General features: G+C 66.3%; 20 protein-coding genes and 1 tRNA gene. 20 read left to right on the forward strand and 1 reads right to left on the reverse strand.

The genetic code is table 11. From position 1 onward, the window contains the following. Positions 1 to 31 precede the first annotated feature (31 nt). From hadA to rplA, 7 genes are all read left to right on the forward strand, one after another. The gene (gene hadA, locus ACWFRB_RS16710) at positions 32 to 487 is read left to right on the forward strand and encodes a (3R)-hydroxyacyl-ACP dehydratase subunit HadA (protein ID WP_452642239.1); all 456 of its coding nucleotides are present in this window, start codon (positions 32 to 34) and stop codon (positions 485 to 487) included. Next, a complete protein-coding gene (hadB, locus tag ACWFRB_RS16715) occupies positions 487 to 915 on the forward strand; it encodes a (3R)-hydroxyacyl-ACP dehydratase subunit HadB (RefSeq protein WP_452642240.1) in 429 nt (142 codons plus the stop codon). Before hadA ends, hadB begins: the two co-directional genes overlap by 1 nt. Before the next feature lie 181 nt (positions 916 to 1,096). Next, positions 1,097 to 1,169 (forward strand) — tRNA-Trp (locus ACWFRB_RS16720). 31 nt (positions 1,170 to 1,200) lie between these two features. Next, a complete protein-coding gene (secE, locus tag ACWFRB_RS16725) occupies positions 1,201 to 1,605 on the forward strand; it encodes a preprotein translocase subunit SecE (protein WP_452642241.1) in 405 nt (134 codons plus the stop codon). A 40-nt stretch (positions 1,606 to 1,645) separates the two neighbouring features. Further along, complete coding sequence (nusG, locus tag ACWFRB_RS16730; protein WP_452642242.1) at positions 1,646 to 2,449, forward strand: transcription termination/antitermination protein NusG; 804 nt, start codon at positions 1,646 to 1,648, stop codon at positions 2,447 to 2,449. A 54-nt stretch (positions 2,450 to 2,503) separates the two neighbouring features. Further along, positions 2,504 to 2,938, forward strand: a complete 435-nt coding sequence (gene rplK / locus ACWFRB_RS16735) for a 50S ribosomal protein L11 (protein ID WP_027500664.1) — start codon at positions 2,504 to 2,506, stop codon at positions 2,936 to 2,938. A gap of 72 nt (positions 2,939 to 3,010) precedes the next feature. Continuing rightward, positions 3,011 to 3,727, forward strand: a complete 717-nt coding sequence (rplA, locus tag ACWFRB_RS16740) for a 50S ribosomal protein L1 (protein ID WP_077040733.1) — start codon at positions 3,011 to 3,013, stop codon at positions 3,725 to 3,727. A 61-nt stretch (positions 3,728 to 3,788) separates the two neighbouring features. Here the strand turns inward: rplA and ACWFRB_RS16745 are convergent, their stop codons facing one another. Then, positions 3,789 to 5,417 carry an MFS transporter gene (locus ACWFRB_RS16745; protein WP_452642243.1) on the reverse strand — a complete coding sequence of 543 codons (1,629 nt, stop codon included), beginning with the start codon at positions 5,415 to 5,417 and terminating at the stop codon, positions 3,789 to 3,791. Positions 5,418 to 5,833: 416 nt separating this feature from the next. Between ACWFRB_RS16745 and rplJ the strand changes: the two genes are divergently transcribed. The 13 genes from rplJ to ACWFRB_RS16810 all read left to right on the forward strand — a co-directional run bounded on the left by rplJ (position 5,834) and on the right by ACWFRB_RS16810 (position 18,758). Further along, on the forward strand, positions 5,834 to 6,370 hold the full coding sequence (gene rplJ, locus ACWFRB_RS16750; RefSeq protein WP_452642244.1) for a 50S ribosomal protein L10: 537 nt from the start codon (positions 5,834 to 5,836) through the stop codon (positions 6,368 to 6,370). A 120-nt stretch (positions 6,371 to 6,490) separates the two neighbouring features. Then, positions 6,491 to 6,877, forward strand: a complete 387-nt coding sequence (gene rplL / locus ACWFRB_RS16755; protein WP_077040734.1) for a 50S ribosomal protein L7/L12 — start codon at positions 6,491 to 6,493, stop codon at positions 6,875 to 6,877. A 294-nt stretch (positions 6,878 to 7,171) separates the two neighbouring features. Beyond that, on the forward strand, positions 7,172 to 8,218 hold the full coding sequence (locus ACWFRB_RS16760; protein WP_452642245.1) for an ABC transporter ATP-binding protein: 1,047 nt from the start codon (positions 7,172 to 7,174) through the stop codon (positions 8,216 to 8,218). Positions 8,219 to 8,227: 9 nt separating this feature from the next. Further along, positions 8,228 to 9,022, forward strand: a complete 795-nt coding sequence (locus ACWFRB_RS16765; RefSeq protein WP_452642246.1) for an MlaE family ABC transporter permease — start codon at positions 8,228 to 8,230, stop codon at positions 9,020 to 9,022. A 3-nt stretch (positions 9,023 to 9,025) separates the two neighbouring features. Beyond that, positions 9,026 to 9,886, forward strand: a complete 861-nt coding sequence (locus tag ACWFRB_RS16770) for an MlaE family ABC transporter permease (protein ID WP_452642247.1) — start codon at positions 9,026 to 9,028, stop codon at positions 9,884 to 9,886. Next, complete coding sequence (locus tag ACWFRB_RS16775) at positions 9,883 to 11,247, forward strand: MCE family protein (protein ID WP_452642248.1); 1,365 nt, start codon at positions 9,883 to 9,885, stop codon at positions 11,245 to 11,247. Before ACWFRB_RS16770 ends, ACWFRB_RS16775 begins: the two co-directional genes overlap by 4 nt. Then, positions 11,244 to 12,311, forward strand: coding sequence for an MCE family protein (locus ACWFRB_RS16780; protein WP_452642249.1), 1,068 nt, complete (start codon positions 11,244 to 11,246; stop codon positions 12,309 to 12,311). Before ACWFRB_RS16775 ends, ACWFRB_RS16780 begins: the two co-directional genes overlap by 4 nt. Further along, positions 12,308 to 13,303, forward strand: a complete 996-nt coding sequence (locus ACWFRB_RS16785) for an MCE family protein (protein ID WP_452642250.1) — start codon at positions 12,308 to 12,310, stop codon at positions 13,301 to 13,303. The genes ACWFRB_RS16780 and ACWFRB_RS16785 overlap by 4 nt, the downstream gene beginning before the upstream one ends. Further along, the gene (locus ACWFRB_RS16790; protein ID WP_452642251.1) at positions 13,303 to 14,589 is read left to right on the forward strand and encodes an MCE family protein; all 1,287 of its coding nucleotides are present in this window, start codon (positions 13,303 to 13,305) and stop codon (positions 14,587 to 14,589) included. Before ACWFRB_RS16785 ends, ACWFRB_RS16790 begins: the two co-directional genes overlap by 1 nt. 14 nt (positions 14,590 to 14,603) lie before the next feature. Then, positions 14,604 to 15,884 carry an MCE family protein gene (locus ACWFRB_RS16795; RefSeq protein WP_452642252.1) on the forward strand — a complete coding sequence of 427 codons (1,281 nt, stop codon included), beginning with the start codon at positions 14,604 to 14,606 and terminating at the stop codon, positions 15,882 to 15,884. Then, on the forward strand, positions 15,881 to 17,128 hold the full coding sequence (locus tag ACWFRB_RS16800) for an MCE family protein (protein WP_452642253.1): 1,248 nt from the start codon (positions 15,881 to 15,883) through the stop codon (positions 17,126 to 17,128). The genes ACWFRB_RS16795 and ACWFRB_RS16800 overlap by 4 nt, the downstream gene beginning before the upstream one ends. Positions 17,129 to 17,182: 54 nt before the next feature. Continuing rightward, positions 17,183 to 17,785: a hypothetical protein gene (locus ACWFRB_RS16805; protein WP_452642264.1), complete on the forward strand. Its 603-nt coding sequence runs from the start codon at positions 17,183 to 17,185 to the stop codon at positions 17,783 to 17,785. 61 nt (positions 17,786 to 17,846) lie between these two features. Then, positions 17,847 to 18,758: a hypothetical protein gene (locus ACWFRB_RS16810; protein WP_452642254.1), complete on the forward strand. Its 912-nt coding sequence runs from the start codon at positions 17,847 to 17,849 to the stop codon at positions 18,756 to 18,758. Positions 18,759 to 19,121: the final 363 nt, after the last annotated feature.

A 19,121-nucleotide genomic window follows, 5' to 3' on the forward strand; every position in this document is an offset into this window, starting at 1 on the left:
GCTGCGTCCCAAGCAGATAGGTTTCGTTCCGGTGAAGTTGAGTTCTGATCTCGTTGGCCTGCATCACAGGTTCAGCGACTACTACGAGGTCGGTCGTGAGAAGGTGCGCGAGTATGCGCGCGCCGTCAAGAGCGACGACCCGGTCTACCGCGACGAAGCGGCCGCCAGGAAGATCGGCTACGACACCCTCGTGGCCCCGCTGACCTTCATTGCTGTCTTCGGCTTCCTCGCGCAGGAAGAGTTCTTCAAGGCCCTGGACGTCGAGCTGGATCTCAGCCGGGTTCTGCACACCGATCAGCGCATCGTCTACCACCGTCCGGTCAAGGTCGGCGACCGTCTGTACTGCGACGTGTACGTCGACTCGATCCGAACGATGGGCGGTAGCGACATCATTGTTACCCGCAACGAGATCACCGATCAGGATGGCCAGGTCGTCCAGACCCTGTACACCACGCTGGTCGGTCGGCACGCCGAGGAGGGCGAGTGATGTCCGTTCGCGATTTCACGGAGATCTCCGTCGGCCAGGAACTGCCCGAGGAGACCGTGCCCCTGACCCGGTCCGACCTGGTGCAGTACGCAGGCGTTTCCGGCGACCCGAACCCCATCCACTGGGATGACGCGACGGCGCAGAAGCTCGGCCTCCCCTGTGCGGTTGCGCACGGGATGCTCACCATGGGCATCGGCGCCGGCTATGTGACCTCCTGGCTCGGCGATCCGGGTGCCGTCACCGAATACAGCGTTCGTTTCACCAGCCCCGTCGTCGTGCCCAACGATGGCAAGGGTGCCGTGATCGTCCTCAACGGCAAGGTGAAGTCCGTCGACGAGGAGACCCGCTCCGCCGTGGTCGCCATCGTCGCCAAAGTGGACGACAAGAAGATCTTCGGTCGCGCCACCGCGACCGTGCGCTTCGGCTGAGTAACCAGCCGATTCGGTTTGTTCGACTACCGTGCAGTACACTGAGATTTCTGGGATCAACCAGCGCTGCGCGCTGCCCTACGTGCCCATTTCGGGCCGCTGAGGGTAGCGCGCGTGTTGTGTGGTCACGGAGAGGTTGATCGGTCCGGATCATGATGATCGGGACGCGTCGGTCAACCAGAGGGGCGTAGCTCAACTGGCAGAGCAGCGGTCTCCAAAACCGCAGGTTGCAGGTTCAAGTCCTGTCGCCCCTGCCCCGGATGTCAGCGACTGAGAGGAACGACGGTGAGCGAGGATCGCGGAAAGGCCGATAACGCGGCGGGGTCTCCGGACGTCGACGCCACCGCGGCTGGCACGAGTGATTCAGCTCCCGCCGCCTCTCGTCCGACTGGAAAGCGTCCGGGTCGTCGTACCCATGCCGCCGCGACCGAGTCGCAGGCCGCGAAGGTCGCAGGCACCCCCTTGGCCACGAAGGCCAAGCCGGAGAAGCCGCGCAAGGAGAATCTCTTCAAGCGCCTGAGGAAGTTCCTCCGTGAGGTGATGACGGAACTCCGGAAGGTGATCTGGCCTAACCGCAAGCAGATGATCACCTACACCACCGTTGTACTGACGTTCGTGGCCTTCATGGTCGCGTTCATCAGTGGATTGGACCTGGCGTTCCGTGAGGGCGTCAGTTGGCTGTTCGGCTGACGCCGGACACCGAACGTGATGAGAGGAAGCGAGTGCGCCAGTGAGCACCCCCGAGAACGACGCAATTGAGGCTGCAGCCGCAGAGCATGTTGCCGATGACGCGGTCGCCGCGGAGTCCGCTGACGCGGCAGTCCTCGGCGAGGGTGGTGCTCCCGAGGCCGACGCCCCCGTCGAGGAGGCAGCAGCTCCCGCAGACGACGCCACCGCCGCCGACTCCGAGGAGCCGGTCGATCCCGTTGCCGAGATGAAGGCCGCGCTGCGCCGCGCCCCCGGCGACTGGTACGTGATCCATTCGTACGCCGGGTACGAGAACAAGGTGAAGACCAACCTCGAGACCCGCGTGCAGAACCTGGACGTCGGCGACTACATCTTCCAGGTCGAGGTCCCGACCGAAGAGGTCACCGAGATCAAGAACGGCCAGCGCAAGCAGGTCAATCGCAAGGTGCTGCCCGGCTACATCCTGGTCCGGATGGAACTCAACGACGAGTCGTGGGGCGCGGTCCGCAACACCCCCGGTGTCACCGGCTTCGTCGGCGCCACCTCGCGGCCGTCGCCGCTGACCATCAACGAGGTCGTCAAGTTCCTGATGCCGCAGGAGGGCGCGAAGAAGCCCGTCGCCGCTGCCGCCGGAACCGGCGAAGCCGCAGCCTCCGTCGCGAAGCCCCTCATCGAGGTGGACTTCGAGGTCGGTGAGTCGGTCACCGTCATGGACGGCCCGTTCGCGACGCTGCCCGCCAGCATCAGCGAGGTCAACGCCGAGCAGCAGAAGCTCAAGGTCCTCGTGTCGATCTTCGGTCGCGAGACGCCGGTCGAGCTGTCCTTCACGCAGGTCGCGAAGATCTAGACCCAAAACTTGCACTGCAGTAGCAAGACACACACAAGAAATTAGGAACGAAAGATGCCCCCCAAGAAGAAGAAGCTCGCCGGGCTCATCAAGCTTCAGATCCAGGCCGGTCAGGCTAACCCTGCACCGCCCGTGGGTCCCGCGCTTGGTCAGCACGGCGTGAACATCATGGAGTTCTGCAAGGCCTACAACGCGGCCACCGAGTCGCAGCGCGGCAACGTGATCCCCGTGGAGATCTCCGTCTACGAGGACCGGACCTTCGACTTCAAGTTGAAGACCCCGCCCGCCTCGCGACTGCTGCTCAAGGCCGCAGGTGTGCAGAAGGGCTCCGGCGAGCCGCACAAGACCAAGGTCGCCACGGTGACCATGGACCAGGTGCGCGAGATCGCGAAGACCAAGCAGGAAGACCTCAACGCGAACGACATCGAGCAGGCCGCGAAGATCATCGCCGGCACCGCACGCTCGATGGGTATCACCGTCGAGGGCTAAGCAGCCCCAGATCGCGTGGGAGGGCCGGCCAGGCCCGAAACCACAACTGAACCATTAGTAAGGACAGAACACATGGCAAAGCGCAGCAAGGCGTACCTCGCCGCCGCCGAGAAGGTCGACCAGGCCAAGCTCTACAGCCCACTGCAGGCTGCGAAGCTGGCCAAGGAGACCTCCTCCACGAAGATGGACGCGACCGTTGAGGTCGCCGTTCGACTCGGCGTCGACCCCCGCAAGGCGGACCAGATGGTTCGCGGCACCGTCAACCTCCCGCACGGCACCGGTAAGACCGCCCGTGTGATCGTGTTCGCCGTCGGCGAGAAGGCCGCCGAGGCCGAGGCCGCCGGTGCGGACGCGGTGGGTGCCGAGGACCTGATCGAGCGCATCCAGGGCGGTTGGCTGGACTTCGACGCCGCGATCGCGACCCCTGATCAGATGGCCAAGGTCGGCCGCATCGCCCGCGTCCTCGGACCGCGTGGCCTGATGCCGAACCCGAAGACGGGCACCGTCACCGCCGATGTGACCAAGGCCGTCAACGAGATCAAGGGCGGAAAGATCAACTTCCGCGTCGACAAGCAGGCCAACCTGCACTTCGTGATCGGCAAGGCGTCGTTCGACGACGCCAAGCTGGTGGAGAACTACGGCGCCGCGCTGGACGAGATCCTGCGTGCGAAGCCGTCCTCCGCGAAGGGCCGTTACGTCAAGAAGGTCACGGTTTCGACCACCACCGGACCGGGCATCCCGGTGGACCCGAACCGCACCCGCAACCTCCTCGAGGATGCTGCAGAGTAAGACAGTTCGACAAGAAGGCCGGTACGGATCTCCGTACCGGCCTTCTTCGTGTCTGCGGTCCCTACGCCTCGTGGTCCGCCTCGTCCTTCCGCCAGGCGAGGAGGACGGCGTTCTCCTTCGAGGGCGCCCAGGGCAGGAAGATTGCGACGATGATCGCGCAGACCACGACCGCGCCGGTCGCGACGAGGGATGCCGTCTGCGAACCCTGCAGTACCGCCGACTTCATTGCCGTGATGAGGTTCTCGCGCTGCGGTTCGAGCATCGTCGGGATCTCCCGCTTGCGGATCTCGAGAACGCTGAGGACCGTGGCCCGTGCGAATCCCTTCTCGTCGTCGTTCATCAGCATCGCGGGCACCCGGTCGATGATCGGCGATATCTTCGTCGAGTAGTACGAGGCGACGATGGACCCGAGCACCGCCACGCCGAGGGTGCCGCCGATCTCGCGGGTGGTGTCGTTTACGGCCGAGCCGGCCCCGGCCTCGTCGAGGGGGAGCGAGGACATGATCGATTCGGTGGCGGGGCCCTGGACGATCGCCAGGCCGAGCGCCATCGAGACCATCGACGGCAACACGTCGGCGAGGTAGGTGCTGTCGACGTCGACGAGTCCGCCGAGGTAGAGCCCGAGCCCGGTCAGGAGCAGGCCGAAGACGATGACCGCGGTGGTACCGATGCGTTGCGCGAGCAGGGTGGCGATGGGCGCGCCGACAGCCACGCTCACCGCGAAGGGGAGCGAGGCGATCCCGAACTCGAGCGGGGTGTACTCGCGCACTCCCTGGAAGTACTGGGTGATCAGGAACAGGAAGCCGAACATCGAGAAGTACGCGATCGCGATCGCCAGCGCGGGCAGCGAGAACCTGCGGATCCGGAACAGCCGCATGTCGAGAATCGGTGTGGTCGTACGCAACTGCCACCAGACGAACGCGCCGAGAAGCACCGCCGCGGCCGCGACGCCACCGAGGGTGGCGATGCTGAGCCAGCCGTAGCGCGGGGCCTCGATGATCGACCAGACCAGCAGCGTGATGCCCGCGATGGACAGCACGATCCCGGGGAGGTCGAGTCGGCCGACGACGGCCGCCTTGGACTCCGGGACCAGGATCAGCGTCGCGACGATCGCGACCGCGGCGACGGGGACGTTGATCCAGAACACCGAGTGCCAGGAGAAGTGCTCGAGCAGCCAGCCGCCGGACATCGGTCCGATGGCGATGGCGAAGCCGGCCATGGCGGTCCAGGCCGCGATGGCCAGCGCGCGCTCGCGGACGTCGGTGAAGATGTTGATGATCAGGGCGAGGGTGGCGGGGAAGACGGCGGCGGCGAACACACCCATGGCGGCCCGCGCGGCGATGACCTGCCCGAGGGTCTCGGCGTTCGCGCCCGCGACCGACATCACCCCGACGCCGATCAGGCCGATGATCATGATGCGGCGGCGGCCGTACCGATCGCCGAGATTGCCGCAGGCCAGCAGCAGGCCTGCGAAGGTGAGGGTGTAGGCATCGACCACCCACTGCAGTCCGCTCACCCCGGTGTGGAGTTCGACGCCGATCGACGGCAGGGCGACGTTGACGATGGTGTTGTCGAGCACCACCAGCAGTTCCGCCAGGCAGATCACGGCCAGTGCCGCGAATCGGCCTGCGCGCGAGGAGATCAGCTCGACCCTGGTGTCGGGTGGGTTGGTGCGTTCCAGCGTGGTCATGGGTTGTGACGGTACCCTCTATGTGTAACTCCATATAACAGTCAATTTGCGACTTGTCCGTCACTTCAGAGGGTCTGTTGTGATGCCCGTCACGATCACTGCTCCGATGGGCGGCTCGTTTTGGATGGTCGCGCCCGCTCGGGTACTCTCTCGGGAAGAGTTCGATCTATTTCGAGTTCACCCCAAGAAGTTCTACCCAAGACCGTTGGTCACCGATGTCGCAAGGCATTGGTTGAAGGTTCGGGACACAGCCCGACGGCCCACGCAGGAGGACGAGGTAGGGGAGTGGTGGGCCTTCGCGCGAGCTGGGTCCGGATCTCTTCGTGACGCCCCGTGTGCCTGCACCGGGGCGTTTTGCATTGTCACGGCCGCATCCCGAGGGTGCACCAACACGATGTCACGAGAGGAGGCGAAGTATGGCAAAGCCCGAAAAGGTCTCCGCAGTCACGGAGATCACTGAGCAGTTCAAGGGTTCGACTGCCGCCGTGATCACCGAATACCGTGGTCTGTCGGTGACCAGTCTGACGCAGCTGCGACGCGCGCTCGGAGCAGGCGCAACCTACTCCGTCGCCAAGAACACCCTGGTCAAGCGCGCCGCCGCAGAGGCGGGCGTCGAGGGCCTTGACGACCTGTTCGTCGGACCGACCGCCATTGCGTTCATCAAGGGCGAGCCGGTTGACGCAGCGAAGGCCATCAAGGCCTTCGCGAAGGACAACAAGGCGCTTGTCATCAAGGGCGGCTACATGGACGGCAACGCGCTGTCCGTGGACGAGGTCAACAGGATCGCGGACCTCGAGTCCCGCGAGATCCTGCTGGCCAAGCTTGCCGGCGCGATGAAGGGCAACTTGGCAAAGGCCGCTGGCCTGTTCAATGCCCCCGCCTCGCAGATGGCCCGTCTGGCCGCTGCGCTGCAGGACAAGAAGGCCGCGGAAGGCTCCGCAGCCGAAAGCTGATCCGCACGAGACCGGACGGGCGCCCTCACGGGTGCGAACAAGGTCTTGCGTATCACGTACCAAACCACTCCCACCTCGTCGCGGATCAGCGACATGGGACTTACAGGAAGGACCGCCATCATGGCGAAGCTCACCACCGAAGAGTTGCTGGACCAGTTCAAGGAGCTCACCCTCCTCGAGCTCTCGGAGTTCGTGAAGGCGTTCGAGGAGACCTTCGAGGTCACCGCTGCTGCGCCGGTCGCCGTTGCCGCCGCCGGTGCCCCGGCCGCCGCCGCGGACGCCGCTGAGGAGCAGGACGAGTTCGACGTCGTCCTCGAGTCGGCCGGCGACAAGAAGATCCAGGTCATCAAGGTCGTCCGTGAGGTCGTCGCCGGCCTGGGCCTGAAGGAGGCCAAGGACCTCGTCGAGGGTGCGCCGAAGGCGATCCTCGAGAAGGTTGCGAAGGATGCGGCCGAGGCCGCCAAGGAGAAGCTGGTCGCCGCAGGCGCCACCATCTCCATCAAGTAAGACCGCCGCGTAACAACGCAGCGCTCGCGCTCGACAAAGGGCCGTTCCCCGCAAGGGGAGCGGCCCTTTTTGGTGCCCGGATTCCTAACCTCGAGGGGCGTCAGAAGTGGACGGTTGTTCAGCGCTGAGGCGACGCATCGATGCAGTTCAGGATGGATAAATCGGACATGGGGGGGTCGGATTGCACCCGAACCCTACTCATGAGTAGCATTCAGCGTCACAGGTACCACTTCGATGCGATAGAGTGACCCAACCCACATTGGGTCAGTGTGTCGAAAAGCGTGGAGGTTTTCGGTGGGAGTAGAGGTAGTAGTCGAGGGACTCACCAAGTCGTTCGGCTCGCAGAAGATCTGGCAGGACGTCACCCTGACGCTCCCCCCGGGGGAGGTCACGGCGCTGCTCGGCCCGTCCGGTACGGGCAAGTCGGTGTTCCTGAAGTCGCTGATCGGCCTGCTCCGTCCGGAGCGCGGCTCGATCGTCATCGACGGCACCGACATCCTGGAGTGCTCCAGCCGAGAGCTCTACGAGATCCGGAAGATGTTCGGCGTGCTGTTCCAGGACGGCGCACTGTTCGGGTCGATGAACCTCTTCGACAACGTCGCCTTCCCGTTGCGTGAGCACACCAAGAAGTCCGAGTCCGAGATCCGCAACATCGTGATGGGCAAGATGGAGCTCGTCGGACTCATCGGTGCCGAGAACAAGCTCCCCGGAGAGATCTCCGGCGGTATGCGCAAGCGCGCCGGACTGGCGCGGGCGCTCGTGCTGGACCCGGAGATCATCCTGGTCGACGAGCCCGACTCGGGTCTCGACCCGGTCCGCACGACCTACATCAGCCAGCTGCTGATCGACATCAACTCGCAGATCGACGCGACGATCCTGATCGTGTCGCACAACATCAACCTCGCGCGCACCGTCCCGGACAACATCGGCATGCTGTTCCGCAAGGAGCTCGTCATGTTCGGCCCCCGCGAGGTGCTGCTCACCAGCGACGAGCCGGTGGTCAAGCAGTTCCTCAACGGCAGCATGCTCGGCCCGATCGGCATGTCCGAGGAGAAGGACGAGGCGCAGATGGCGCAGGAGCAGGCGATGGTCGATGCAGGCCACCACCACGGCGGCGTCGACGACGTCGAGGGCATCGTCCCGCAGATGCGGGCCACCCCCGGTATGCCGTTCCGTCAGGCTGTCGCCCGCCGTCAGGAGCGCGTCCGCCAGATCATGCACACGCTGCCGCACAATGCCCAGATCGCGATTCAGGAGAGCCTTGACACCGAGGACAGCACTCAGGTGATTCCCGCATATGACGACTCCGGCATGGAGACGTCTTCCTGGGGACGCGGGTAGCACGCGCCGATGGGGGGTACCAAGAACACGCTGCTCAGTCCGCTGATGGCCGCGTTGACACAGGCCGGGTTGATATTTCAGCTCTTCGTCGATGTCGTGCGGAACACGTTCAGGAAGCCGTTCCAGTTCCGGGAGTTCATCGAACAGGCCTGGTTCATCGCGAGCGTGACGATCCTGCCGACGGCGCTGGTCGCGATCCCGTTCGGTGCGGTGGTGTCACTGCAGACCGGATCGCTGATCAAGCAGCTCGGCGCCGAATCCTTCACGGGCGCAGCCAGCGTGCTGGCGGTGATCCAGCAGGGCAGTCCGATTGTGACCGCGCTGCTGATCGCCGGTGCGGCCGGCTCGGCGGTGACGGCCGATCTCGGCTCGCGCACCATCCGTGAGGAGATCGACGCCATGGAGGTGCTCGGTATCAATCCGGTCCAGCGCCTCGTGGTCCCCCGCGTGCTGGCGATGATCCTGGTCGCGGTGTTGCTCAACGGGCTGGTCTCGGTGGTCGGCATCGCGGGCGGGTACTTCTTCAACGTGATCCTCCAGGGCGGTACCCCCGGCGCCTATCTGTCCTCGTTCTCCGCGCTCGCCCAGCTGCCGGACCTCTACATCGCGGAGGCGAAGGCCGCCGTGTTCGGCGTCATCGCGGGCGTGGTCGCGTCCTACAAGGGCCTGCACCCCAATCCAGGGCCGAAGGGCGTTGGCGAGGCCGTGAACCAGACGGTCGTCATCACCTTCTTGCTGCTGTTCTTCGCCAATCTGATCCTGACGATGGTGTACCTGCAAGTCGTTCCTGCCAAGGGGGCTTAACCCATGACGATCGCCAAGGGTCGCGGCGACCGGACACTGATGCGTGCGCGCAAGGTGACAAACGCGCCGCTGCACGTTCTCGATCGCGCCGGCGACCAGATGTCCTTCTATGCAAGGGCAATCGGCTGGATTCCGCGGACGCTCACGCACTACGGCCGAGAGGTCCTCCGGCTGCTCGCCGAGGTCACCTTCGGTAGCGGTGCGCTGGCCGTCATCGGCGGAACCATCGGCGTCATCGTGATGATGTCCGGCTTCACCGGCGTCGTCGTGGGCCTGCAGGGGTACGCGGCGCTCGAGCAGCTCGGCAGTTCCGTGCTGACCGGCTTCCTGTCCGCGTACGTCAACACCCGCGAGATCGCCCCGCTCGTCGCGGCCCTCGCGTTGTCGGCAACGGTCGGCTGTGGCTTCACCGCCCAGCTCGGTGCCATGCGCATCTCGGAGGAGATCGACGCGCTCGAGGTCATGGCGGTGCCGAGTGTGCCGTTCCTGGTCACCACCCGGATGATCGCCGGGTTTATCGCGGTCGTGCCGCTCTACATCGTCGGTCTGATGGCCGCGTATCTGGCGTCGAGGCTGATCAACACAGTCTTCAACGGGCAGTCGAGCGGGTCATACGACCACTACTTCAACCTGTTCCTACCGCCTGCGGACGTGCTCTGGTCCTTCGGCAAGGTGCTGGTCTTCGCGTTCGTGCTGATCATGGTCCACTGCTACTACGGCTACCACGCCTCCGGTGGACCGGCGGGCGTCGGCGTCGCCGTCGGCCGGGCCGTGCGGACCGCGATCGTGACGATCGCGGTGCTGGACTTCTTCCTCAGCCTCGCCATCTGGGGCACCACGACCACAGTGAGGGTGGCCGGATGATCGACGGTGGCTCGGTGTTGCGCCGACGCATTCTTGGCCTTGCATTCTTTCTCGTTCTCGCGTTGTTCCTTGCGTTCACGATCGGGATGTACAACAAGTCGTTCAAGGAGGTCGTGAAGGTCAGCCTCGTGACCGACTCGGTCGGCAACTCCCTGCCCAGCCACGCGGACGTGAAGGTGCGCGGGTTGATCGTGGGCGAGGTGCGTTCCGCCTCGACCGAGGACGGCAAGGTCACGTCGGTCCTGGCGATCGACCCCGACAAGGCCGAACTTATCCCGTCCAACGCGACGGCGCGGCTGCTGCCGAAGACCCTGTTCGGCGAGCGGTACGTCTCGCTGATCGTGCCGACGGGCGACACCGCCGCCCCAATCTCGCAGGGCGACACGCTGCTCCAGGACAAGAGCGGCAACGCTATCGAGGTCGGCGAACTGCTCGACGGGCTGCTGCCGCTGCTGCAGGCTGTTCCGCCGCAGGACCTGGCGAACACCCTCGGCGCGCTGTCGCAGGCTTTGGCCGGGCGCGGCAACGACATCGGGGTGAGCATCGAGCGACTCGAGACCATCTTCGCCGGGGTCAACACCGAGCTGCCGAACCTGCGGGAGGGCCTGCGCGGTCTCGCGGACTTCTCGCAGACCTACTCGGACGCCGCTCCCGATCTGATCAACGCGTTCGACAACCTGCGGACCACCGGCGCGACCGTGGTCCAGCAGCAGAACCAGATCCGGGCACTGATGTCCTCGGTCACCGCCACCGCGGGCAGCACCGCGGACTTCCTGACGGCCAACAAGGATTCGCTGATCTCCATCGCGGCGGACTCGCGGGAGGCTCTCGAGGTCCTGGCCGCCGCGTCGCCGACCTTCGGATGCACCTTCGCGCAGTTCGTGCCAATCGTGGAGAGCGCGAGCGCCATCCTCGGGCTCAACCCGGACGGCAGCCTCAAGGACCACCCGGGTGCACGGGCGGCCACCGTGTTCGTCAACCCGAAGGGGCGCTACCTACCAAACCAGGACGAGCCCCGGCTCTTCGACGAGCGCGGCGCCAAGTGCTACACGCCGGCGGAACCCGGCTACAAGTTCGGTCAGTACCCGGGCGGCTCGTACAACGACGGTTCCTACCAGGTGCCCTCGCGTAACCCCGGCCCCGCGTTCGTGCCGTCGCCGGCCGCGCCGCAGTACTCGGTGGTCCCGAGCCCGGCGGCCGGGCAGAACACGCCGGCCACATACACCGGATCGACACTCGAGCAGGACACATTGGCAGTCATCTACGGCAAGGGCACCGGCACGCTGCCGGAGGCGGTGCCGGGCTGGGCGACCCTGCTCGGCGCGCCTGCACTGAGGGGAACGGAGGTGAGTGTCCGATGAGAGGTCTCGCGGCTCCCCTGATCAAGCTCATCATCTTCGCCGTCGTCACCGTCTTGGCGACCGCGACGCTGGCCTTGACCATCGCGAACACCAGCGGTGGCGGTGGCACCAAGTTCAACGCGATCTTCACGGATGTCGCCTCGCTCAACAAGGGCGACGAGGTCCGGATCGCGGGCGTGCGGGTCGGACAGGTCGACAAGATCGCGATCGTCAACGAGCGGGAGGCACAGGTCCAGTTCTCGCTGACCGACCGCGACTGGCTCCCGGCCAGCTCGACAGCCACGATCCGCTACCGGAACCTGGTCGGCCAGCGCTACATCGCGCTGGAGCAGGGCGAGGGCGCGCAGGGCATGAAGATGTCCGGCGGCTCGACCATCCCGATCGAGCGCACCAAGCCCGCGGTCAACCTGACGACCCTGTTCAACGGCTTCCGGCCGCTGTTCCAGACGCTCAGCGCCGACGACGTGAACAAGCTGTCCTTCCAGATCATCCAGGTGTTCCAGGGCGAGGGCGGCACGATCTCGGAGCTGGTGCGCAACACGGCCAGCCTGACCAACACCATCGCGGACAAGGACCGAGTGATCGGCGACGTGATCAACAACCTCAACGGGGTTCTCGAGACCGTCAACAGGCACGACGATGAACTGAGCTCGCTGATCGTCAACACCGAGCAGCTCGTCACGGGGCTGGCCAACGATCGCGGTGTGGTGGGTAGCGCGGTGACCTCGCTCGCTGGGCTGGCCGATGCCACCGCGGACGTGCTCGAACCGACGAGGCCGTCGATCCAGGGCTCGGTGTCTGCACTCAACACGCTGGCGGGAACGCTGAACGCGCAGAGCGACAAGGTGAACAAGATCCTGACCACCCTGCCGGTGAAGCTGGACAAGCTGACCCGTATCGCGAGCTTCGGGTCGTGGTTCCAGTTCTACCTGTGCGGCCTCGACGTGGTCGCGGGGCCCGGCGAGTCGCCGTACCTCAACCTGCCGACGGGGCTCCCGACGGTCAATCAGCCGATCTACACCAACTCCGCACCCCGGTGCTCGGCGAACGGGGCCGGACAGTGAAGCAACGTCGTAGCCCCGCCACCATCGGTGCGCTCGGCATCGTCGTGGTGCTCCTCGCCACCGTGTCGGCCTTCTTCCTCGACGACCTGCCGTTGATCGGGGCAGGCGCCACCTACCGGGCCCAGTTCACCGAGGCGGCCGGGCTCAAGCCGAGCAACGAGGTCCGCATCGCGGGCGTCAAGGTGGGCAAGGTGACCGCCGTCGAGCTCGACGGCGACAAGGTCGAGGTCGCGTTCAAGGTCAAGGACGCCTGGGTCGGCGACCAGACCACCGCGTCGATTCAGATCAAGACGGTCCTCGGCCAGAAGTACCTGGCGCTCGACCCTCGCGGATCCGACACCCTGGACCCGAGGGACACGATCCCCTTGGAGCGCACCACCTCCCCGTACGACGTGCTCGACGCGTTCGGCGACGCGACCACCACACTGGACGCGATCGACACGCCGCAGCTCGCGCAGGCCATGGAGACGCTGTCCGACGCGTTCTCGGGCACCCCCGCGGACATCCGGGCCTCGCTCGACGGCGTGACGCGGCTGTCGAAGACCATCGGCAGCCGTGACGACGAGCTGCGCAAGCTCTTCGCCGCGACCGCCGACACCTCCAAGGTGCTCGCCGACCGCAACGCCGAGTTCACCAAGCTGATCGGCAGCGCCGGGCTGTTGCTCGGCGAGCTGAACAGCCGTCAGCAGGCGATCTCCCAGCTGCTCACCGGCACCCAGCGGCTCTCGCAGCAGCTGACCGGCCTGGTCAAGGACAACGAGGAGCAGATCGGTCCCGCGCTCGAACAGCTCCGCGGCGTCGTGCAGATCCTGCAGGACAACAACGACAACCTGGACAAGGCGATCAAGCTGTATGCACCGTTCACCCGGCTGTACGCGAACATCGTCGGCAACGGTCGCTGGTTCGACCAGGTGGTCGTGAACCTGACGCCGCCCGCGCTCCCGCTCATCCCGGGTTACCGCGATCCCGTTCGAACCATTGGGGGCAACTGATGACCGGCGTGACCTCGGGGAGGATGCAGAAGTTCAGCAGGCGTCAGGTCGTTGCCACCGCCCTGCTGCTGGTGGGGCTGCTGGTGGTGGGTTTCGGCGGTTGGTGGCTGATCACCCGGGCGGGCACCACCAAGATCACCGCGTACTTCGACAAGTCGGTCGGCATCTACGACGGCTCGGATGTCCGGGTGCTCGGCGTGAAGGTCGGCTCCGTGAACGAGGTCGAGCCGCTCGGTGACCAGGTCAGGGTCACCATGCGTGTCGACCGCGGGGTGAAGATCCCGGAAGATGCGAAGGCCGCGCAGATCACGCCGTCGGTGGTGTCCGACCGGTACATCCAGCTCGCCCCCGCCTACACGGGCGGCGAGGTGATGGAGTCCGGCGACACCATTCCCCGCGAGCGGACCGCGACCCCGGTCGAGGTCGACCAGCTCTACTCGAGCATCGACGAACTGGCCAGGGCGCTCGGGCCGGAGGGCGCGAACAAGGAGGGCGCGCTGTCCGAGTTCGTCGACACCGCGGCCAAGAACCTCGATGGCAACGGTGAGGCGCTCGGCGCGACCATCACCGAGCTGTCCAAGGCGGCGGAGACCCTCAACCTCAACCGGGGTGATCTGTTCGAGACGATCAGGAACCTGCAGACCTTCGTCAGCGCGCTCGCGGCCAACGACCAGCAGGTGCGCCAGTTCAACTCCCAGCTCTCCGATCTCAGTGGCTTCCTGGCCGGGGAACGGAAGAACCTGGGGGACGCGCTGAACCAGCTCTCCTTCGCGCTCGGTGACGTGGCGGTGTTCGTCCGCGACAACCAGGAGGCCGTCACGAGCAACGCGGAGGGGCTGGTCCAGGTGACCCAGACCCTCGCCGACAACCGGCAGGACCTGGTCGACGCGTTGACCACCCTGCCGCTCGCCATCAGCAACGTCGTGAACTCGTACGACGCGGAGTCAGGAACGCTGGCCTCACGGGTGAACCTCCCGGAGACGCAGGACCCGTTCGGGACCCTGTGCAAGCTGATGGACCTCGGCAAGCTGATGCCGGGCGACCCGAAGTTCGACGCGCTGGGTCGTCAGATGCGCCCGCTCATCGACAACTGCAAGGTGATCATGGACCAGGTGGCCGCGGGCGTGAAGACGCCGACGTTGAACCTGCCGTTCGGCATCCTCGGCGGCGACAAAATCCAGCGGCCCTCGCAGCCGGGCACGGTCCCAGGAAACATCTCGCCCCGACTCGGAAATTCGCAGGCCCCCGGCCTCAGCGACCAGAACATCCCGCGGGGTGGCCAGTGATGCAGGAGCGGTCAGTGAAGCGCTCGGTCGCGATCGGTGTCGGCGCATGCGTCGTCGCGTTGACGGTCGCAGGTTGTGGTTCCAAGGGCATCTACAGCATTCCGCTGCCCGGTGGCGCCGACCTCGGCAGCGACCCGATGCACCTGACGGTCGAGTTCGATGACGTGCTCGATCTGGTGCCCCAGTCCACGGTGAAGGTCGACGGCGTCCCCGTCGGCCGGGTGCAGAGTATCGACGTCCCGGACGACGGATGGACGGCGGCAGTCGGCGTCGTCGTCGATTCCGCGGTCGATCTGCCCGCGAACGCGCTCGCGTCCGTGCAGCAGACCAGCCTGCTCGGCGAGAAGTTCATCGAGCTCAAGGCCCCGCCCGTCAACGCGGACGCGGACCGGCTCACGGACGGGTCCACGATCCCCGTGGACCGGACGCGCCATGCCACCGATATCGAGCAGGTGCTCGGCGCGCTGTCACTGCTGCTGAACGGCGGCGGGGTCGCCCAGTTGCAGCCGATCATCCACGAGCTCACCACGGCTCTGGACGGTCGCGAGTCCAAGGCGCGAGGGCTGCTGGACCAGGCGAACACGCTGATCGACGGGCTGAACAAGCAGCGCGACGACATCACCCGGGCGCTCGACGGGCTCGACACCCTCACCGGTCGGGTCAACGAGCAGACCGATCAGATCGACAAGATCCTCACGGAGATCCCGACCGCGGTGAAAGTCCTGAACGAGCAGGAACCGCAGTTCATCCAGATGCTCACCCAGCTCGACCGACTCGGTCAGGTCGGCACCGACGTGCTGGTGGAGTCCAAGGACAACCTGATCGCGGACCTGCGCGCGCTGCGGCCGACCCTGCAGGCGCTCGCCGACTCGAGCGAGGACCTGGTCACCGTGCTGCCCCTGATCCCGACGTTCCCGTTCCCGGACGGCGCGGAGAAGGTCATCCACGGCAACTCGATGAACCTCTTCCTCTCTCTCGACATGCGGCTCGGCCAGCAGTTCGAGGCACTGGGAGTGGGAATGCCGGACCCGGTCTACGTGCCGCCGCCGCCCGGATACGGCGGATACGTGCCCAAGGTGGACCCGTCGAATCCGTACTACAACGGGAACGGCCCGCGGCCCGGTTGGCCGACGGTCTCGATCCTGCCGTTGCCGCCGATCGTCCCGATGCCCGCGCCCGCTCCGGGCGCCCCGGTGCCGCCCGGCACCGAGCCGGTCAATGAGAAGAAGAAGGACCAGGCGCCGCAGAATCCGCTGAGCGGTCTGCTCGACAAGCTGGGGGTGGGTGGACGATGAGATCTGCTCTTGTGCGCTATCAGTTGGTGGCGTTCGCGCTGGTCGCGATCCTCGGCCTGCTCTACGTCGGCGCGAAGTACGTGCGGCTCGACAACCTGCTCGGATTCGGCCAGTACACGGTGCAGGCGGACTTCGCCGACTCCGGCGGCATCTTCACCAACGCCGAGGTCAGCTACCGAGGCGTGCCGGTCGGCACGGTGGGGGACCTGCACCTGACCGACGACGGCGTGCTGGTCGACCTGAAGATCAACACCAGCGCCCCGGAGATCCCGTCGTCGGCCAAGGCCGTCGTCGCGAACCGGTCGGCGATCGGTGAGCAGTACGTGGACCTGCAGCCGACCAGCGACGAGGGCCCGTACCTGGAGGACGGATCGGTGATCCCCCGTCAGGACACCGCCACCCCTGTCCCGGTCGAGGAGGTCCTCTCGAGCACGAACGCGCTGGTGCGTTCGGTGCCGTTGAAGGCGCTGAACACCACGGTCACCGAGCTGGGCAAGGCGTTCAACGGCAAGGGTGACGACCTGCAGGTGCTGGTGGACTCTCTCAACACCCTCGCGAAGGACGGGATCGACAACCTGCCGCAGACGCTGACCTTGATCCGGGACACTCGCACCGTGCTGGACACCCAGTCGGAGCAGTCCTCGGCGATCCGCCAGTTCAGCAAGGATCTTGACCTGGTGGCGGCCCAGCTCAGGGCCAGCGATCCGGATCTGCGGCGCCTCATCGAGACCGGCACCGCCGCGAGCAACGAGGTCGGTGCGCTGATCGACTCGGCGGGCCCGGCCCTGACCACAGACCTGGACAACCTGGCACTGGTGACGGCCGCACTCGGTCCGCGGACGCTCGCGCTGAACATCCTGCTGACGTTCCTGCCGGGACTGTCGGCGGCGTCGAGCACCTCGGCGCCCGGCGACGGCACCCTGCACCAGGGCCTGTTGCTGGAGACGAACAACCCGCCGCCGTGCACCCAGGGTTACGAAGGGACATACGAGATCCTCGCGCAGATGAAGCGGGAGAACCCCGACTTCGACCCGACCCGCGACGAGTTCCCGCTGAACACGAAGGCCAACTGCACGACGCCGTTGGGAAGCGTCACCGGCGTGCGTAGCGCCAACCGGATCGCGTACGCGGACCCGGCCACGCCGCAGCCGTGGGACAACAAGCCGAAGGTCGATCCGGACAAGCTCAACCTCAACCCGATCGCGACGCAGCTCGCGCCGCTGCTCGGCATCACCCCGAAGTGATGCCGTTCCTGCGGGGCCGAGCAGAAGTTACCAAGTAGTAGGGTAGAAAACGTGATGCGTAGCACGAAACTGCTGAAGCCTGTTCTCGCTGCGGTGAGTGTGCTCGCCATCGGGGCCCTCGTGGCCGCCGTCTGGTTCGGTTTCGGTTGGGGTCATGCCCTGTTCTCGGACAAGCCGGCGGCCGCCGCCCGCGACGATGCGCTGACAGGCGCGCGTCAGGCGGCGATCAACCTGAACACCGTCGACTCGGGGAACCTGGACCAGACGTTCGCGAACATGGAGTCGTCGATCACCGGCGACGAGATGCTGAACGCGCTGGCCGAGACCAAGGACCAGATGACCGAGCAGGTCAAGCAGACTGGCGCGAAGAGCGAGGCACACGTGCTCGACGCCGCGCTCACCGCGATGAGCCGTGACGAGGGCACCGCGAACTCGCTCGTCGTGCTCACCACGACCACGACCTGGCCGAACAAACCGACGAGCAAGGTCAAGGTGACCATGCGGATCGGCCTGACCGATGTCGACGGCGTCTGGAAGGCCTCGAAGGTCGAGAACGTCGGCCAGCCCCTCGCCATGGACCCCGGCACGCCGGCCCCCGCACCCGCCCCGGCGCCCGCAGAGGCCCCTGTACCCGCTCCCGAGTCCGGCGGACAGTAGGGCCTGCGGGTCCGCCGCCCAGCGGCAATCCGGCAGCGGAACAGCTAAGGAGTATCGAACAGTGCCCCCACTTCGTCGCACCACCAGCACGCCCCAGCCCAAGGGGCGTCGTCCCCGCGTGGCCGGTACCGGGTCCAGCGCGGCCCGCGGACCGGTGAGCGAACCCGAGGCCACCGCGCCCGCGAGTTCGGCCGGGACCGAGACCGAGGTGGCAGGATCCGGTGCCGTCAGCCCGCCCGCGGAGGCGCCCGTGGCCGCGGCGACAGCCGACACCGAGGCCGCGGGCGGCACGGAGGTCATCGCGGACGCCGGGGCAACGGAGACCGCCGCGGCAGCACGCGACGCGAGCAGGGAGAGCGCAGCGCCGGAGCAGGAACAGGCGCCCAAGACGATCAACCGGACCAGCTCGCTGCGCCCGCGGACGACCGGCGAGACGGACGCCGACGTGCCCGTCGTCGAGCCCGTGGTCGACCAGGAGGCGGTCGACGCGGGCTGGAAACGGGTCGTGACGATCGGCCTGGTGGCGCTGGGGCTCGGCATCTTCGCGCTCGTCGCCGCGTTCCGGCCCGGCGCCGACGTGCCGAACCAGGCCTGGGTCGACACCTCGGAGACCTCGAAGGTCACCGCCGACGCGAAGAACGCGATCCAGACGCTCTACACGTACAAGTTCGACACTGTCGAGCAGGACTTCGACAACGCGCGGGCGGTCCTCGACGACGCCATGCGTGAGGAGTTCGACCGGACCGCCGCGGTCACCAAGGATGCGGTCATCCAGACGAAGACGGCGACGGTCGCTGAGGTCACCGACATCGGCCTGAAGCTGCTCTCTGACGACCGCGCCGAGCTCGTGGCCAGCATGAACGTGAGTGCGACCAACGACGGTGCGGCGCAGGGGAGCGCGCAGGGGCCGCTGTCGGTGACCATGGCGAAGTCCGGCGACCACTGGGTGATCACGGACATCAGGGACCGCTGACCGGGGCCCGGATCGGGTGTCCCGGCGGTGTTCGCGGGACAAATCGCCGGGACGTGTCTTGACGCGGCGGGGTTCAGGCGTCACTCTAATGGCGAGACATGCGAGATCGCTCCTTCTGTAGGGGCGGGTCCGTGCAAGATCGCGCCGGCGCAAATGGAGGCACCGGGCGCGAGGGATTGCACGGACGCCAGGCTTGGGCACCGTTTGGGCTGCCCTGTCCAGTTGTATTCTGCGTCGACTTCGGGTACCTTTGGACGTTGCGCTGGCTGCCTCCTGTCCACCTCTCCACCTCACCGCCTGTGAAGCGTTCGCTTCCTGCGTCTGTTGGCGAGTTTCGTTCGGGTTGTGACCAGCGAATTCGCC

This window comes from Rhodococcus sp. NPDC055112 (assembly GCF_053607505.1).

Bases quoted from the DNA above. Each gene is read 5' to 3' on its own strand.
- hadB (WP_452642240.1), top strand. From the start codon at position 487: ATGTCCGTTCGCGATTTCACGGAGATCTCCGTCGGCCAGGAACTGCCC.
- rplK (WP_027500664.1), top strand. From the start codon at position 2,504: ATGCCCCCCAAGAAGAAGAAGCTCGCCGGGCTCATCAAGCTTCAGATC.
- rplA (WP_077040733.1), top strand. From the start codon at position 3,011: ATGGCAAAGCGCAGCAAGGCGTACCTCGCCGCCGCCGAGAAGGTCGAC.
- ACWFRB_RS16745 (WP_452642243.1), bottom strand. From the start codon at position 5,417: ATGACCACGCTGGAACGCACCAACCCACCCGACACCAGGGTCGAGCTG.
- rplJ (WP_452642244.1), top strand. From the start codon at position 5,834: ATGGCAAAGCCCGAAAAGGTCTCCGCAGTCACGGAGATCACTGAGCAG.
- rplL (WP_077040734.1), top strand. From the start codon at position 6,491: ATGGCGAAGCTCACCACCGAAGAGTTGCTGGACCAGTTCAAGGAGCTC.
- ACWFRB_RS16765 (WP_452642246.1), top strand. From the start codon at position 8,228: ATGGGGGGTACCAAGAACACGCTGCTCAGTCCGCTGATGGCCGCGTTG.
- ACWFRB_RS16770 (WP_452642247.1), top strand. From the start codon at position 9,026: ATGACGATCGCCAAGGGTCGCGGCGACCGGACACTGATGCGTGCGCGC.
- ACWFRB_RS16775 (WP_452642248.1), top strand. From the start codon at position 9,883: ATGATCGACGGTGGCTCGGTGTTGCGCCGACGCATTCTTGGCCTTGCA.
- ACWFRB_RS16780 (WP_452642249.1), top strand. From the start codon at position 11,244: ATGAGAGGTCTCGCGGCTCCCCTGATCAAGCTCATCATCTTCGCCGTC.
- ACWFRB_RS16790 (WP_452642251.1), top strand. From the start codon at position 13,303: ATGACCGGCGTGACCTCGGGGAGGATGCAGAAGTTCAGCAGGCGTCAG.
- ACWFRB_RS16800 (WP_452642253.1), top strand. From the start codon at position 15,881: ATGAGATCTGCTCTTGTGCGCTATCAGTTGGTGGCGTTCGCGCTGGTC.
- ACWFRB_RS16805 (WP_452642264.1), top strand. From the start codon at position 17,183: ATGCGTAGCACGAAACTGCTGAAGCCTGTTCTCGCTGCGGTGAGTGTG.